We start from the raw sequence: 13690 nt of genomic DNA, 5'->3' as shown, positions 1-13690 counted from the left end.
CACCAGAGCCTGTTCGCGAGCTCCCGGCGCGGGGTGCTTGGAGATCGTGAACAGGCTCTTAGAACAATCGCGACTGGTCCAGCAGCAGGCGCACCGGCGCGAAGCTGCGGCGATGCTGCGCGCACGGCCCGAGCCGCTGCAACGCGGCCAGGTGTGCCGGGGTCGGATAGCCCTTGTGTACGGCAAAGCCGTAGCCGGGATGCACGACGTCCAGCGCGACCATCACACGGTCGCGGCTGACCTTGGCCAGGATCGAGGCGGCGCTGATCGCCGGTTCCAGCGCGTCGCCGCCGACGATCGCGCGGCCGGGGCAGGGCAGGTCCCTCGGTAACTTGTTGCCGTCGATCAGTGCTTCGTGGGCGACAGGAACGAGGCTGGCTACGGCTCGGCTCATGCCGGCCATGGTGGCCTGGAAAATGTTCAGGCGGTCGATCTCATCCGGCTCGATCAGCACCACGCAGTACGCCAGCGCGCGTTCGATGATCTGCGGGTACAGCGCCTCGCGTTTCGCTTCGCTGAGTTTCTTCGAATCGTTCAGTCCGACGATGGGACGGGCCGGATCGAGGATCACCGCGGCGACCGCCAGCGGGCCGGCCAGCGGGCCGCGGCCGGCCTCGTCGACGCCGGCGACGAGCACGCTGTTTGCGTTGGCATCCTCTCCCCTTTGGGGAGAGGATTGAGGTGCGGGGCTGGTGCTTGCCACGCACTCCCTAGCCATGACTTTTGTCGATCAGTTCGGCGATCGCCGCCGCCGCGCGATCCCCCGCGTGGCCTTCCAGGCCGCCGCGCAGCGCCTGGTGCAACTGCTCGAACGCGGCGACGATCGCGCCGCGCCGCTCGCTGTCCTTGAACAGCGCCAGCGTGGCGGCGGCCAGGTTGTCGGCGGTGCAGTCGTCCTGCATCAGCTCGGGCACCAGCAGTTCGTCGCCGAGGCCGCCGGCACGCGCCAGGATGTTCGGCAGCGCGTAGACGTCGGTCTTCAGCATCTTCAGCGCGCGGGCGATGCGGTAGCTCAGCGGCGCGACGCGGTAGCCCACCACCATCGGCCGCTTCGCCAGCATGGCCTCCAGCGTGGCGGTGCCGGAGGCCAGCAGCACCACGTCGGCGGCCAGCATCGCCTCGTGCGCGTGGCCGTCCAGCAACAGCGGCGCGGTTTCATCGTGTGGCCCGCTGGCGAGCAGTTGCCCGAGCCTGGCGTGCACCTGCGGGTTGGCGGCCGGGATCACCACGCGCAGCCCGGGCACGGCCGCCGCCACCTGATTCGCCGCGTCGATGAAGGCCTGGCCCAGCCGGCTGACCTCCGACAGCCGGCTGCCGGGCAGCACGGCCAGTACCGGCGCCTGCTGCGGCAGTTGCAGAACCTCGCGCGCGCCGACGCGGTCGGACACCAGCGCGAAACGGTCGGCCAGCGGGTGGCCGACGAAGCTGGCGTCGATGCCGTGCTTCGCGTAGATCGCCGGCTCCATCGGGAACAGGCACAGCACGCGGCTGGCGCTGCGGCCGATCTTTTCCGCCCGCTTCTCGCGCCACGCCCACACCGACGGGCTGACGTAGTGCACGGTCAGCACGCCGGCCCGTTTCAGCCGCTGTTCCACGCCGAGGTTGAAGTCGGGTGCGTCGATGCCGACCACCACGGCCGGCCGCTCCCGCAGCAGGCGCGCGACCAGCGCCCTGCGCAGCCGCAGCAGGCGGGGCAGGTGGCGGACCACCTCGCTGAAGCCGAACAGCGACAGCTCGCGGATGTCGTACCAGGAGTCGAAGCCCTCGCGCTGCATGCGCGCACCGCCGATGCCGACGAAGCGCGCCTGCGGATAGCGCTGGCGCATCGCCACGATCAGGTCGGCGCCGAGCTGGTCGCCGGAGTCCTCGCCGGCGAGGATGGCGATCAGGGGGGCCTGCGTGGAGACGTCGATGTTTTGCATTTCGTCTCCTTCGTGAAGCAAGAGCCGGGGCGCGCGTTTGATTTCCCGATAAGCGCCATACGCTTATCGGGCGAGCGCGCGTTCGCTCTGGTCGAGGAACTCGAGCATCGCCCGTACGTCGTCGCTCTCGCGCGCCTGCTCGACCAGCTTCTCGCGCGCCTCGGGCAGCGACAGGCCGGCCATGTACAGGGTGCGGTAGGCGCGCTTGATCGCCGCGATGCGCGTGGCGTCGAAGCCGCGGCGCTTCAGGCCCTCGCTGTTGATGCCGCGCGGGCGCCCCTGCTGTTCGTTCGCCATCATCACGAACGGCGGCACGTCGTGGCCGACCAGGCAGCCCATGCCGATGAAGGCGTGGGCGCCGACCTTGCAGAACTGGTGCACGCCGGAATAGCCGGACAGGATCGTCCAGTCGCCGATCGTCACGTGCCCGGCCAGCGCCGCGTAGTTGGAGAACACCACGTTGTTGCCGATCTGGCAGTCGTGCGCCACGTGCACGTAGGCGAGCACCCAGTTGTCGTTGCCGAGGCGGGTGACGCCGCCGCCGTCGCCGGTACCGCGGTTGATGGTGGTGAATTCGCGGATCAGGTTGCGGTCGCCGATCACCAGCTCGGTGCGCTCGCCCTGCCACTTCTTGTCCTGCGGTGCACCGCCGAGCGAGGCGAACTGGGCGATGCGGTTGTCGCGGCCGATCCTGGTGGGGCCCTCGATCACCACGTGCGGACCGACCACCGTGCCGTCGCCTATTTCCACCTCGGCGCCGATCACGCTGTAGGCGCCGACGCTGACGTTGGCGCCGAGGACGGCGAAGGGATCGACCAGCGCGGAGGGGTGGATCATTTGTCGGTCCTCGCCGCGCACATCAGTTCGCAGCTGGCCACTTCCTTGCCGTCCACCAGGGTACGGGCGGTGAACAGGCCCATGCCGCGCACCAGGCGTTTCTGGGTCACTTCCAGGCGCAACTGGTCGCCCGGCACCACCGGCGCGCTGAAGCGCGCGTTGTCGACCTTGACCAGGTAGAACAGGGGGCTGCCGTCGTCGCCCTTGGCGCGGCGGCTGAGCTGGGTCAGCAAGCCCGCGGCCTGCGCCATCGCCTCGACGATCAGCACGCCCGGCATCACCGGATGGCCGGGGAAATGGCCCTGGAAGAACGGCTCGTTGATGGTGGCGTTCTTGATGGCGACCACGCTGACGTCGGGCACGATCTCGACCACCCGATCCACCAGCAGGAACGGATAGCGGTGCGGCAGCAGTTCCTGGATCTGCTCCACGTTGATCGGCATGGGCAGGGCGCCTTTGTTCTCACTCATCGTTATTGTCCTTCTCCAACGCCGACAACCGGCGCGCGTACTCGTCCAGATGCTTGAAGCGCGCCGCATTCTTCCGCCACTGACGGTTGTCCTGCAGTGGCACGCCGGATGAATATTCGCCAGGCTCGCGGATCGAGTGCGCGACCAGGCTCTTGGCGGTAATGGTAACCCGGTCGGCCAGTTCGAGATGGCCGAGCACGCCGGCGTTGCCGCCGATCATGCAGTAGCGGCCGATCTTCGCACTGCCGGCCACCGCGGCGCAGCCGGCCATCGCGGTGTGCGCGCCGACGTGCACGTTGTGGGCGATCTGGATCTGGTTGTCCAGCCGTACGTCCTCCTCCAGCACGGTGTCCTCCAGCGCGCCGCGGTCGATCGTGGTGTTGGCGCCGATCTCGCAGTCGTCGCCGATGCGCACGCCGCCGAGCTGCGGGATCTTCACCCAGTGGTCGCGCTCGAAGGCCAGGCCGAAGCCGTCCGAGCCGATCACGGCACCCGGGTGCACCAGCACGCGCTTGCCCAGCGTGACCCGGGTGACCAGGGTGACCCGCGCCACCAGCCGCGATTGCGCGCCCACCGCGCAGTCCTCGCCGAGGATGCAGTGCGGGCCGAGCACGGCGCCGTCGCCGATCTCCACGCCGTCGGCGATGACGCAGCCCGGGCCGATGCTGGCGCTGGCGCTGATCCGTGCGCCGGCGGCGACCACCGCGCTGGGATGGATGCCGGCCGGCGCGGCCGGCAGCCGTTCGAACAGCGCGGCGATCTTCGCGTAGGCGACATAGGGATCCCCGGCGACCAACGCGGCGGTCGGGCAGTCGGCGAGGTTTTCCTCGTGCAGCACCACCACGCCGGCATGGGTCCCCGCCAGCTGTCCGGTGTACCTGCTGTTGGAAAGGAAGCTCAGCTGGCTGGGGCGGGCACCCGCCAGCGTGGCGACGCCGTCGATGACGCGCGTGCCGTCGCCGTTGAAGCCGAGCCCGAACCGTTCGGCGAGATCGGCCACCGTGTAGTTGATTGCGCTCATGCGTGCTCCGGAACCTGCCGGCCATTGTAGGGGGTGGCGTCCCGGCCTGCAGTGCGCCACTCCGGCAAAAGAAAGCGCGGCATGGCCGCGCTTCCCTGGGTTCCCCCGGCCTTCGGTCGGGTCAGAACTGGCTGCCGAAGGTGAACTGGATCCGTTCCTCGTAGTGACGGTCCGCGGCCTGCGTGCGCAGCGGCACGGCGAAGCTGATGATCAGCGGGCCGATCGGCGCCTGCCACTGCAGCGACAGGCCGGTGGAGGCACGCAGGTCCGAGGCATTGAAGCTGCTGTAATCCTTGTAGACGTTGCCGACGTCCATGAACCAGGACACGCGCGCGGTGTTGACGTCCTTCAGGAACGGCAGCGGCAGGAATACCTGCGCGGTGCCGAGCACCTTGAAAGAGCCGCCGATCGGTTGCGCGTAGTAACCGCCATTGCACAGGCCGCTGGCATTGGGCGTGCTGCCGTCGATACAGACCCGCGGGCCCAGCGTCTGGTCCTGGTAGCCGCGCACGTCGCGCACGCCGCCGGCGTAGTAGTTCTGCCAGAACGGCAGGTCCTGGCGCATGTCGGTGATGACATGGTTGGGGTTCTGGGCCAGGCTGGCGTCCTTCAGCGCCGTGAAGGCGTCGTCGCTGATGCCATTGTGGCCGTAGGTCTTGCCGTAGCCGACCTGGCCGTCGAGGTACAGCACGAAGCCCTTGCCGATCGGCCAGTAATGGTTGATTTCGGTGGAGAGCTTCCAGTACTGCACGGTCGAGCCGGGCAGCGCCACGTCGGTCGAGGCGGAGATCAGGCCGCCGCGGGTCGGCGCCCAGTAACCGTTGCGGGTGTCGTGGTTCCAGCCCAGCGTGCCGGTCCAGGTATGGATGGTCTTGTTGCCGATCTCGTTCTGGTAGTCGAGCAGCACCTGCGGGCTGTAGCCGGAGAACAGGTTGACCTTGTTGCTGCTGATGCCCAGGCCCACGCGCAGGCCGTCCGTTTCGCTGATCGGGATGCCGAGGTAGCTGGAGAAGCTCTTGGCGCTGGTGGCGTAGTTCGCGAAGTCGGTATTGCCGTAGTCGGTCTTCGAGTACGAGGCGCTGTAGCCGATGCCGATGCCGCTGTCGGTCAGGTACGGGTTGTAGTAGCTGAGGCCGATGCGGCTGTAGTAGGTGCTGCGCTCGCCGCTGATCGAGAAGCTGTCGCCGGTGCCGAACAGGTTGTTCTGCGACACCGAGGCGTTGAGGATGATGCCGGAGTACTGCGAGTAGCCGATGCCGAACTGCATGCTGCCGGCGGACTGCTCCTCGACCTTGACGCTGACGTCCACCTGGTCCTGGGTGCCCGGCACCAGCTTCTTGTCGATGTCCACCTTCTTGAAGTAGCCGAGCCGCTGCAGGCGGACCTTGGAGCGGTCGACCGCCGCCTGCGAGTACCAGGAACCCTCGAGCTGGCGCATCTCGCGGCGGAGCACGTTGTCCTCGGTGCGCGTGTTGCCCTGGAACACCACCCGGCGCACGTACACGCGCTGGCCCGGCTCGACGTACATGGTCAGGTCGACGGTGCGCTTTTCCTTGTCCAGCTTCGGGATGGGCGTGACCTTGGCGTAGGCGTAGCCGATGTTGGCGAGCAGGCCCTTGATCGCCTTGGAACTCGCCTCGATCGCGCCACGGTTGAAGGTGTCGCCCGTCTTGACGAAGACCAGCTGGCGCATGGTCGCCTCGGGCAGGATCAGGTCGCCGAGCAGCTTGACGTCGGCGACCTTGTAGACCTCGCCTTCCTTGATGCTGGCATCGATGTACATCGCGCGCTTGTCCGGCGCGATCGCCACCTGGGTGGAGTCGACGCCGAAGTCGGCATAGCCGCGGTCCATGTAGTAGGACTGCAGTTTCTCCAGGTCGCCGGAGAGCTTCTCGCGCGAGTACTGGTCGTCCTTCGAGTACCACGACATCCAGTTGGTGGTGTTCGATTCGAAGCCGTCGCGGATCTGCTTGTCGGTGAACGCGTGGTTGCCGAGGATGTTCAGCTCCTTGATCTTGGCCGCCTTGCCCTCGCGGACCTCGATCTCGACGGCCACCCGGTTGCGGTCCAGCTGCGTCACGTGCGGGTCGACCGACACGTTGTATTTGCCGCGGTTGTAGTACTGCCGGGTGAGTTCCTGCTGCACGTTGTCCAGTGCCAGCCGGTCGAAGGTCTCGCCTTCGGACAGGCCGATCTCCTTCAGGCCCTTCTTCAGGTCGTCGGTCTTGATGTCCTTGTTGCCGCGCAGGGTCAACTTGGCGATCGACGGCCGCTCGACCACCTTGATCACCAGGATGCTGCCTTCGCGGTCGAATTCCACGTCGCTGAAGAACTTGGTGCGGTACAGCGCGCGGATCGCGCGCTGCGCCCCTTCGTTGGTCAGCTGGTCGCCCTTGTTGATCGGCAGGTAATTGAAGACGGTACCGGCGGAAATGCGGCTGAGGCCGTCGATGCGGATGTCCGACACCACGAACGGGTCGAACGCGAACGCATTGGCGGAGAGGGAGGCAAGCAAAATCAGCGCGGCGATACGCTTCATCGTCGGTTCCGTTGGGTTATTTCGATGGAGCGGCCAGCGCAGCCGCCCCGATCAACGCATGAGGCAGGGACAGGCCCTGCCTCGAAAGGGAATCCGCACCCCACCAGGGGAGCGCACGGGTTGACACGCCGCCGCGCCATGCTGCGGCGGGCGCAGGCAGGCGTGTCGTCGGCATGCTGCAGGCGCCGGGCATCGGTATCACGACAGCAGCATGCGGTGGATATCGTTGTAGAAAGCCAGCCCCATCAGGGTGAACAGCAGGGCCAGGCCGATGTACTGGCCCACAACCATCGTCTGTTCGCTGACCGGGCTGCCCTTGATCAACTCCACAAGATAATACAGCAGGTGCCCGCCATCCAGGACCGGAATCGGCAGCAGGTTGAGGATCGCCAGGCTCAGCGACACCAGCGCCAGGAACTGCAGGAACCACGGCAGGCCCATGCTGGCCGAGGCGTTCGCGACCTCGGCGATGCCGATCACGCCGGACAGGTTGCGGGTCGAGGCCTCGCCGGTCAGCATCTTGCCGAGCATGCTGAAGGTCTGCGTGGTGTTGCGCCAGGTGGCGCCGAGCGAGGCGGCCATGGCCCTGACCGGGCCGTAACTCACGGTGGCCGTTTCGACCGGTGGCGCACCCACGCCCAGCACCCACTTCGGCGGCTGGCCCTCCAGCGACTCCCACCTGGCGGTGACGTTCAGCTGCAGCGGCCGGCCGGCGCGTTCGATCGCGACCGCCAGCACCGGCGACCTGACAGCCTCGGCCTGCACCAGCTTGCCGAACGCGGCGAAGTCGCCCACCGCCTGGCCATTGACGCTGAGGATGCGGTCGCCGCCCTGCATGCCGGCCTGCGCGGCCGGCTGGCCGGGCATCACGGTGGCGGCGATCGCCGGCGGCGGCGCCAGCTTCAGCCCGAGCTTGCCCAGGTACTGGCCCACGTCCTGCCCCGGCGGCAATTCGTCCAGCGGCAGCACCAGTTCGCGCATGCGCCCGTCCTGGCCGCGCACGGCGAGCGGCAGCGGCGCGCGCCCGAGCAGGGCATTGGCCACCACGTCCATCGCATCGGTCCAGGTGCCGACGCTGCGGCCGTCGATGCTGAGGATGCGGTCGCCCGGCTGGATGCCGGCGCTGGCGGCGATGCTCTGCGGCGCCGCGGTCACCACCGGGGCGACGTCCGGGCGGCCCAGCATGAACATCAGCCAGAATGCGGCGATGGTGAAGATCAGGTTGAAGCCCGGCCCGGCCGCGACGATGGCGATGCGCTGCCACACCGGCTTGCCGGTGAACTCCTGCCCGCGCAACGCGGGGTCGACCTCGCCCTCGCGCGCGTCGAGCATCTTCACGTAGCCGCCCAGCGGGATCGCGGCGATCTGGTACTCGGTGCCGTCGCGGCCGATGCGCTTCCAGATCGCGTTGCCGAAACCGACCGAGAAGCGCAGCACCTTGACCCCACAGCGGCGCGCGACCCAGTAGTGGCCGAACTCATGGAAGGTGACCAGCACGCCCAGCGTGACCAGCAACCAGAACACCGAGCCGAAGAAGGAAGTCATCAAGTACCGTGGCGAAAAGTCATCGAGACAAGAATATCAGCAAGCATTGCGCAGAACGCGGCGTGCCGTTTCCCGGGCCGTGCGGTCGCGTTCACGAAGGGTTTCAACATCGACCACGGCCTGCGCCGGCAGTTCCGCAAGCACGGCCTCGACCACGTCGGCGATCGACAGGAACGGCAGCGCGCCGGCCAGGAAGGCTTCCACCGCGATCTCGTTGGCGGCGTTCAGCACGGCCGGGGCATCGCCGCCGGCACGCAGCGCCTGGAACGCCAGCGCCAGGCAGCGGAAGGTGGCCAGGTCCGGCCGCTCGAACTGCAGCGGGGCACAGGCGGCCAGGTCCAGCGGCGCCACCCCGGTCTCGACCCGCTCCGGCCAGGCCAGCGCGCAAGCGATCGCGGTGCGCATGTCCGGGTTGCCGAGCTGGGCCAGCACCGAACCGTCGACGTACTCCACCATCGAATGCACCAGGCTCTGCGGGTGCACCACCACGTCGATCGCCTCGGCCGGCGCGCCGAACAGGTGGTGCGCCTCGATCACCTCCAGGCCCTTGTTCATCAGGGTGGCGGAATCGACCGAGATCTTGCGGCCCATCACCCAGTTTGGGTGCTTGCAGGCCTGCGCGGGCGTGACGTCGGCCAGCTCGGCGCGGGTACGGCCACGGAACGGTCCGCCGGAAGCGGTCAGGACCAGCCGGCGCACGCCGCTCTCGCGCAGTTCGGGGCGTCCGCCCGGCAGGCACTGGAAGATCGCGTTGTGTTCGGAATCGACCGGGATCAGCGCGCCGCCGCCGGCGGCGACCGCCTGCAGCAGCAGCGGGCCGGCCATCACGATGGATTCCTTGTTCGCCAGCAACAGGCGCTTGCCGGCGCGCGCCGCCGCCAGCGTCGACTCCAGCCCGGCGGCGCCGACGATCGCGGCCACCACGGTATCGCACAAGCCGCCGGCCGCGGCGGCGGTCAGCGCAGCGGGGCCGCTGGCCACCTCGCAGCGCACGCCGGCGGCGGCGAGGCGGCGCGCCAGCTCGGCTTCCAGCGTCGGATCGGCGATCACCGCCAGCTCCGGCCGATGCTGCACGCACAGCGCGGCGAGCGCCTCGACCTGGCGATGCGCGGTCAGCACGGTGGCGCGAAAACGCTGCGGGTGGCGCGCGATGACATCGAGCGTGTTGCCGCCGATCGAACCGGTGGCGCCGAGGACGGCGACGTTGCGCATGGTCAGAGGTCCAGCAGGAGCAGGCCGGCGGCGAATACCGGCAGCGCGGCGAATACGCTGTCCAGTCGGTCCAGCAGGCCGCCATGGCCGGGAAAAATGCTGCCCGAATCCTTTACCTGGGCATGCCGCTTCATCAGGCTCTCGATCAGGTCGCCGACGATCGACACGGCGACCGTGAGCACCGCCAGCAGTGCCAGCGCCACCAGCCGGGCGCCGCGCACGTCGAGCAGCCAGGCACCCGCTGTCGCCACCAGCACGCCGGCCACCATCGCGCCGTACGCGCCGGCCCAGGTCTTGCCCGGGCTGATCTGCTGGGCCAGCTTGCGCCTGCCGAAAGCGCGGCCGCTGAAATAGGCGCCGATATCGGAGGCCCACACGATCACCAGCGCCAGCAGGGTCCACCAGGGGCCGTGCGGCACGCGGGCGTGGATGCAGGCCAGGGCCATCCATGCCGGCAGGATCACCAAGGCGCCGGCCAGCAGTTTCAACGCGAGGTTCTCGCGGGTGGGCGCCGCGCCGAAGGCGAAGTGGCGCAGCCACAGGCAGGCCAGCAGCCACCAGGCCACGCCGGCGGCCAGCAGCAGCGGGGCCAGCGCGGTGGCGCGCGCGCTCCACAGCCACGCGAACACGCATGCCGCCGCGAGCAGCAGGCCGATGCGCCACGCCTGGCTGCGCAGGCCGCTCAATTGGGCCCATTCCCACCAGGCCGCCAGGAAGGCCAGCGAGACGATCAACGCGAACACGGCGTTCGATGACAGCAGGATGATCAGGATCACCAGCGGCGCGAGCACCAGGGCGGTGAGGGTGCGCTGAAGCAGCATGGGAATCCTCAGGAAGGGATGGCGACCTGCTCGCCGGTGCGGCCGTAGCGGCGCTCCCGGCGGGCATAGTCTTCGATGGCCCGGCGCAGGCAAGCCTGGTCGAAATCGGGCCACAAGGTGTCGGTAAAGTACAGCTCGGCGTAGGCGACCTGCCACAGCAGGAAGTTGCTGATGCGGCATTCGCCGCCGGTGCGGATGAACAGGTCCAGCGGCGGCAGCTCGGCCAGGCTCATCCACCGGCCCAGCCGGACCTCATCGAGCTGGTCCACGCGCAGCTCGCCGCGCGCCACCGCGGCGGCGGCCTGGCGGCTGGCCTGCACGATGTCCCAGCGGCCGCCGTAGCTCACCGCGATGTTCACCTGCAGCTTGTCGTTGCCGGCGGTGCGGGCCATCGCGGCGTGCATGCGCTTGTGCAGGGGCTCGTCGAACGCGTCGAGGTCGCCGATGAAGCGCAGCCGCACGCCGTGGCGGTGCAACTCGTCCACTTCCTTGTCCAGCGCACGCACGAACAGGCCCATCAGGGCACCCACCTCGTCCTGCGGGCGCTGCCAGTTCTCGCTGGAGAAGGCGAACAGGGTCAGCACCCGGACGCCCTCGCGCAGGCACGCCTCGATCACCTCGCGCACGGCCTTGCGACCGGCGTCATGGCCGAAGCTGCGCGGGCGGTGGCGGCCCTTGGCCCAGCGGCCGTTGCCGTCCATGACGATGGCGATATGGCGCGGAACCTGGGCCGCTTCAGCGCCGGGCATGACGGATGCGATGGCGCTCAGAGCGCCATCAGCTCCTCTTCCTTGGCCTTGACCACGGCGTCCACGTCTTTCACCGCGCGGTCGGTGAGCTTCTGGATCTCGTCGTCGACGCGGCGGTCCTCATCCTCGGTGATGAGTTTTTCCTTGAGCAGGTCCTTGACCTGCTGCAACGCGTCGCGGCGCACGTTGCGGATCGCGATCTTGGCGTTCTCGCCCTCGTGGCCGACGTGCTTGGCCAGCTCGCGGCGGCGCTCCTCGGTGAGCGCGGGCATGTTGAGGCGGATCACGGTGCCGGCGGTGGTCGGCGTAATGCCCAGGTCGGAGGCCATCAGCGCCTTCTCGATCGGCGCCACCATGGTCTTTTCCCAGGGCGTGATGATGATCGTGCGCGCGTCGGACAGCGTGACCGAGGCGACCTGGGTCAACGGCATGTCGGACCCGTAGTAGGGCACCTTGATGCCGTCCACCAGCGCGGTGCTGGCGCGGCCGGTGCGGATGCGGGTGAGGTCGTGCTTGAGTGATTCGATGCTCTTGCCCATGCGGGTCTGGGCGTCGTTCTTGATGTCGTTGAGCATGTGGCGCTTCCCGGTGAATCTGGCAACGTTCGATTATAGCAGTGGAGGCCGGCGAGGCTTGCTGCGGCGCGGTCAGCCGCCGTCGACCAGGGTGCCGATCGGCTCGCCGCGCATGATCTGCATGAGGCTGCCCGGCACGGTCATGTCGTAGATGCGCAGCGGCATGCCGTGGTCGCGGCACAGCGCGATGGCGGCGGTGTCCATCACCTGCAGGTTGCGCTGGATCACGTCGCCGTAGGTGAGCTGTTCGTAGCGGGTGGCGTCGGCGTGGCGGGCCGGGTCGGCGGTGTACACGCCGTCGACCTTGGTGGCCTTCAGCAGCAGGTCGGCGCCGATTTCCACCGCGCGCAGGGCGGCGGCCGAGTCGGTGGTGAAGAACGGGTTGCCGGTGCCGGCGGCGAACAGCACGATGCGTCCCTTCTCGATGTGGCGGATCGCACGGCGGCGGATGTAGTCCTCGGCCACATCGTGGATCTGGATCGCGCTCATCACGCGTGCGTAGCCGCCGCGCTTCTCGATCGCGTCGGCCATCGCCAGCGCGTTCATCACCGTGGCCAGCATGCCCATGTGGTCGCCGGTGACGCGGTCCATGCCGGCGGCGGCGAGGCCGGCGCCGCGGAAGATGTTGCCGCCGCCGATCACCACGCCCACCTGCACCCCGGCCTTGCGCACCTCGATGATCTCGTCGGCGAGGCGGCCGATCACCTTCGGGTCGATGCCGTAGTCGGCGTCGCCCATCAGCGCTTCACCGGAGAGCTTGAGCAGGATGCGGTGGTACTTCGGCTGGTCGCTCATGGGGTCTCCGGATTGTGTGGGCAAACCGTCACATTGTAGCGGAGGGCGGGTGGCGACGGGGCGGGCGCGAACGGAAAGGAGCGAAAAATGCGGGTGCGCGCCGCCGGGTCTCCGGAGACCGTGGAAACGAAAAGGGCCGCGGTTTCCCGCGGCCCTCGATTCGAAGCATCGCTTTTTCTAGACAGTCCGGCCATGGATGGCCGGTCTGCCGGTCAGGGACGACTATTACCTCAAACCGGCCTGCTTCATCACTTCGGCGGCGAAATCCTCTTCCACCTTCTCGATGCCTTCGCCGACGGCCAGGCGGGCCACCGAGAGGACGTCGGCGCCTTCCTTCTTCAGCGCCTCGGCCACGGTCACGTTGGTGTCCAGCACGTAGGGCTGGCCGAGCAGGGTGACCTCGGAGACGATCTTGTGGACCTTGCCGGAGACGATCTTCTCCAGGATGTCGGCGGGCTTGTTCTTTTCCTTGTCCGACATGGCGGCCAGCGCGATTTCCTTTTCCTTGGCGAGGAAGTCGGTCGGCACGTCCTCGGCGCGGACATAGGCGGGGTTCATCGCGGCGACATGCATCGCGATGCCCCTGGCCAGCTCCTCGGAGCCGCCCTTGAGCGCCACCAGCACGCCGATGCGGCCGCCGTGGATGTAGCTGCCGATGATGCCGTTGGTCGCGACGCGGGCCAGGCGGCGCACGTCGATCTTCTCGCCGATGGTGGCGATCAGCGCCTTGGCGGCTTCTTCCACGTTGGCGGCGCCCGGGTAGGCGGCCGCCTTCAGCGCGTCGATGTCGGCGGCGCCGGAGTTCAGCGCGACGTCGGCGACGGTGTCGCTGAATTTCAGGAAGCTGGCGTCCTTGGCGACGAAGTCAGTCTCGCAGTTGATCTCGACCAGCACGGCCTTGCCCGGGGCCTGGGCGGCCACGATGCGGCCTTCGGCGGCGACGCGGCTGGCCTTCTTGTCGGCCTTGGCCAGGCCGGACTTGCGCAGCCACTCCATCGCGGCTTCGATGTCGCCGTTGTTCTCGACCAGCGCCTTCTTGCATTCCATCATGCCGGCGCCGGACCGCTCGCGCAGCTCCTTGACCAGTTGTGCGGAAATATTGCTCATCGTCAATCCTCTGAATGCGTCAGTTGCGCGGCGGCGATGGAGCGCCCCCGCGCGGTTATCGCGTGCGGATGCGACGGCGGCGCCGGGCCGCCGTCGC

Annotated in this window: 13 protein-coding genes; all 13 read right to left on the bottom strand. The window is 68.4% G+C overall.

Going from position 1 to position 13690, the window contains the following annotated elements:
* Positions 1-58: 58 nt before the first annotated feature.
* The 13 genes from rnhB to tsf all read right to left on the bottom strand — a co-directional run bounded on the left by rnhB (position 59) and on the right by tsf (position 13593).
* Complete coding sequence (gene rnhB / locus AC3WRN_RS13510; RefSeq protein ID WP_492623365.1) at positions 59-718, bottom strand: ribonuclease HII; 660 nt, start codon at positions 716-718, stop codon at positions 59-61.
* A complete protein-coding gene (gene lpxB, locus AC3WRN_RS13505; RefSeq protein WP_492623364.1) occupies positions 711-1922 on the bottom strand; it encodes a lipid-A-disaccharide synthase in 1212 nt (403 codons plus the stop codon). Before lpxB ends, rnhB begins: the two co-directional genes overlap by 8 nt.
* A gap of 63 nt (positions 1923-1985) precedes the next feature.
* Positions 1986-2759 carry an acyl-ACP--UDP-N-acetylglucosamine O-acyltransferase gene (gene lpxA / locus AC3WRN_RS13500; protein WP_492623363.1) on the bottom strand — a complete coding sequence of 258 codons (774 nt, stop codon included), beginning with the start codon at positions 2757-2759 and terminating at the stop codon, positions 1986-1988.
* Positions 2756-3229, bottom strand: a complete 474-nt coding sequence (gene fabZ, locus AC3WRN_RS13495; protein ID WP_068096370.1) for a 3-hydroxyacyl-ACP dehydratase FabZ — start codon at positions 3227-3229, stop codon at positions 2756-2758. Before fabZ ends, lpxA begins: the two co-directional genes overlap by 4 nt.
* Positions 3222-4250 carry a UDP-3-O-(3-hydroxymyristoyl)glucosamine N-acyltransferase gene (gene lpxD, locus AC3WRN_RS13490; protein WP_492623362.1) on the bottom strand — a complete coding sequence of 343 codons (1029 nt, stop codon included), beginning with the start codon at positions 4248-4250 and terminating at the stop codon, positions 3222-3224. Before lpxD ends, fabZ begins: the two co-directional genes overlap by 8 nt.
* Before the next feature lie 121 nt (positions 4251-4371).
* Entirely contained in the window at positions 4372-6789 is a 2418-nt protein-coding gene (gene bamA / locus AC3WRN_RS13485; protein ID WP_068096374.1) for an outer membrane protein assembly factor BamA, read from the bottom strand.
* Between the two features lie 198 nt (positions 6790-6987).
* Positions 6988-8334 carry an RIP metalloprotease RseP gene (gene rseP, locus AC3WRN_RS13480; RefSeq protein ID WP_068096375.1) on the bottom strand — a complete coding sequence of 449 codons (1347 nt, stop codon included), beginning with the start codon at positions 8332-8334 and terminating at the stop codon, positions 6988-6990.
* 36 nt (positions 8335-8370) lie between these two features.
* Positions 8371-9546 carry a 1-deoxy-D-xylulose-5-phosphate reductoisomerase gene (locus tag AC3WRN_RS13475; protein WP_492623361.1) on the bottom strand — a complete coding sequence of 392 codons (1176 nt, stop codon included), beginning with the start codon at positions 9544-9546 and terminating at the stop codon, positions 8371-8373.
* 2 nt (positions 9547-9548) lie between these two features.
* Positions 9549-10367 (bottom strand): phosphatidate cytidylyltransferase, encoded by an 819-nt coding sequence (locus AC3WRN_RS13470; RefSeq protein WP_492623360.1) that lies wholly within the window; start codon positions 10365-10367, stop codon positions 9549-9551.
* An 8-nt stretch (positions 10368-10375) separates the two neighbouring features.
* Positions 10376-11116 (bottom strand): polyprenyl diphosphate synthase, encoded by a 741-nt coding sequence (gene uppS / locus AC3WRN_RS13465; RefSeq protein WP_068096379.1) that lies wholly within the window; start codon positions 11114-11116, stop codon positions 10376-10378.
* Positions 11117-11133: 17 nt separating this feature from the next.
* On the bottom strand, positions 11134-11691 hold the full coding sequence (gene frr, locus AC3WRN_RS13460) for a ribosome recycling factor (RefSeq protein ID WP_068096380.1): 558 nt from the start codon (positions 11689-11691) through the stop codon (positions 11134-11136).
* A gap of 72 nt (positions 11692-11763) precedes the next feature.
* The gene (gene pyrH / locus AC3WRN_RS13455) at positions 11764-12486 is read right to left on the bottom strand and encodes a UMP kinase (RefSeq protein WP_068096382.1); all 723 of its coding nucleotides are present in this window, start codon (positions 12484-12486) and stop codon (positions 11764-11766) included.
* A gap of 225 nt (positions 12487-12711) precedes the next feature.
* A complete protein-coding gene (tsf, locus tag AC3WRN_RS13450; RefSeq protein ID WP_492623359.1) occupies positions 12712-13593 on the bottom strand; it encodes a translation elongation factor Ts in 882 nt (293 codons plus the stop codon).
* Positions 13594-13690 lie beyond the last annotated feature (97 nt).

This window comes from Rhodanobacter sp. FW101-FHT13A11 (assembly GCF_058790335.1).
Note: the sequence above shows the minus strand (reverse complement) of the source record. Positions and strands in the feature narration are given on the sequence as shown.

Coding starts and splice junctions, on each gene's coding strand:
- rnhB (WP_492623365.1), bottom strand. CDS start 718: ATGGCTAGGGAGTGCGTGGCAAGCACCAGCCCCGCACCTCAATCCTCT.
- lpxB (WP_492623364.1), bottom strand. CDS start 1,922: ATGCAAAACATCGACGTCTCCACGCAGGCCCCCCTGATCGCCATCCTC.
- lpxA (WP_492623363.1), bottom strand. CDS start 2,759: ATGATCCACCCCTCCGCGCTGGTCGATCCCTTCGCCGTCCTCGGCGCC.
- fabZ (WP_068096370.1), bottom strand. CDS start 3,229: ATGAGTGAGAACAAAGGCGCCCTGCCCATGCCGATCAACGTGGAGCAG.
- lpxD (WP_492623362.1), bottom strand. CDS start 4,250: ATGAGCGCAATCAACTACACGGTGGCCGATCTCGCCGAACGGTTCGGG.
- bamA (WP_068096374.1), bottom strand. CDS start 6,789: ATGAAGCGTATCGCCGCGCTGATTTTGCTTGCCTCCCTCTCCGCCAAT.
- rseP (WP_068096375.1), bottom strand. CDS start 8,334: ATGACTTCCTTCTTCGGCTCGGTGTTCTGGTTGCTGGTCACGCTGGGC.
- AC3WRN_RS13475 (WP_492623361.1), bottom strand. CDS start 9,546: ATGCGCAACGTCGCCGTCCTCGGCGCCACCGGTTCGATCGGCGGCAAC.
- AC3WRN_RS13470 (WP_492623360.1), bottom strand. CDS start 10,367: ATGCTGCTTCAGCGCACCCTCACCGCCCTGGTGCTCGCGCCGCTGGTG.
- uppS (WP_068096379.1), bottom strand. CDS start 11,116: ATGCCCGGCGCTGAAGCGGCCCAGGTTCCGCGCCATATCGCCATCGTC.
- frr (WP_068096380.1), bottom strand. CDS start 11,691: ATGCTCAACGACATCAAGAACGACGCCCAGACCCGCATGGGCAAGAGC.
- pyrH (WP_068096382.1), bottom strand. CDS start 12,486: ATGAGCGACCAGCCGAAGTACCACCGCATCCTGCTCAAGCTCTCCGGT.
- tsf (WP_492623359.1), bottom strand. CDS start 13,593: ATGAGCAATATTTCCGCACAACTGGTCAAGGAGCTGCGCGAGCGGTCC.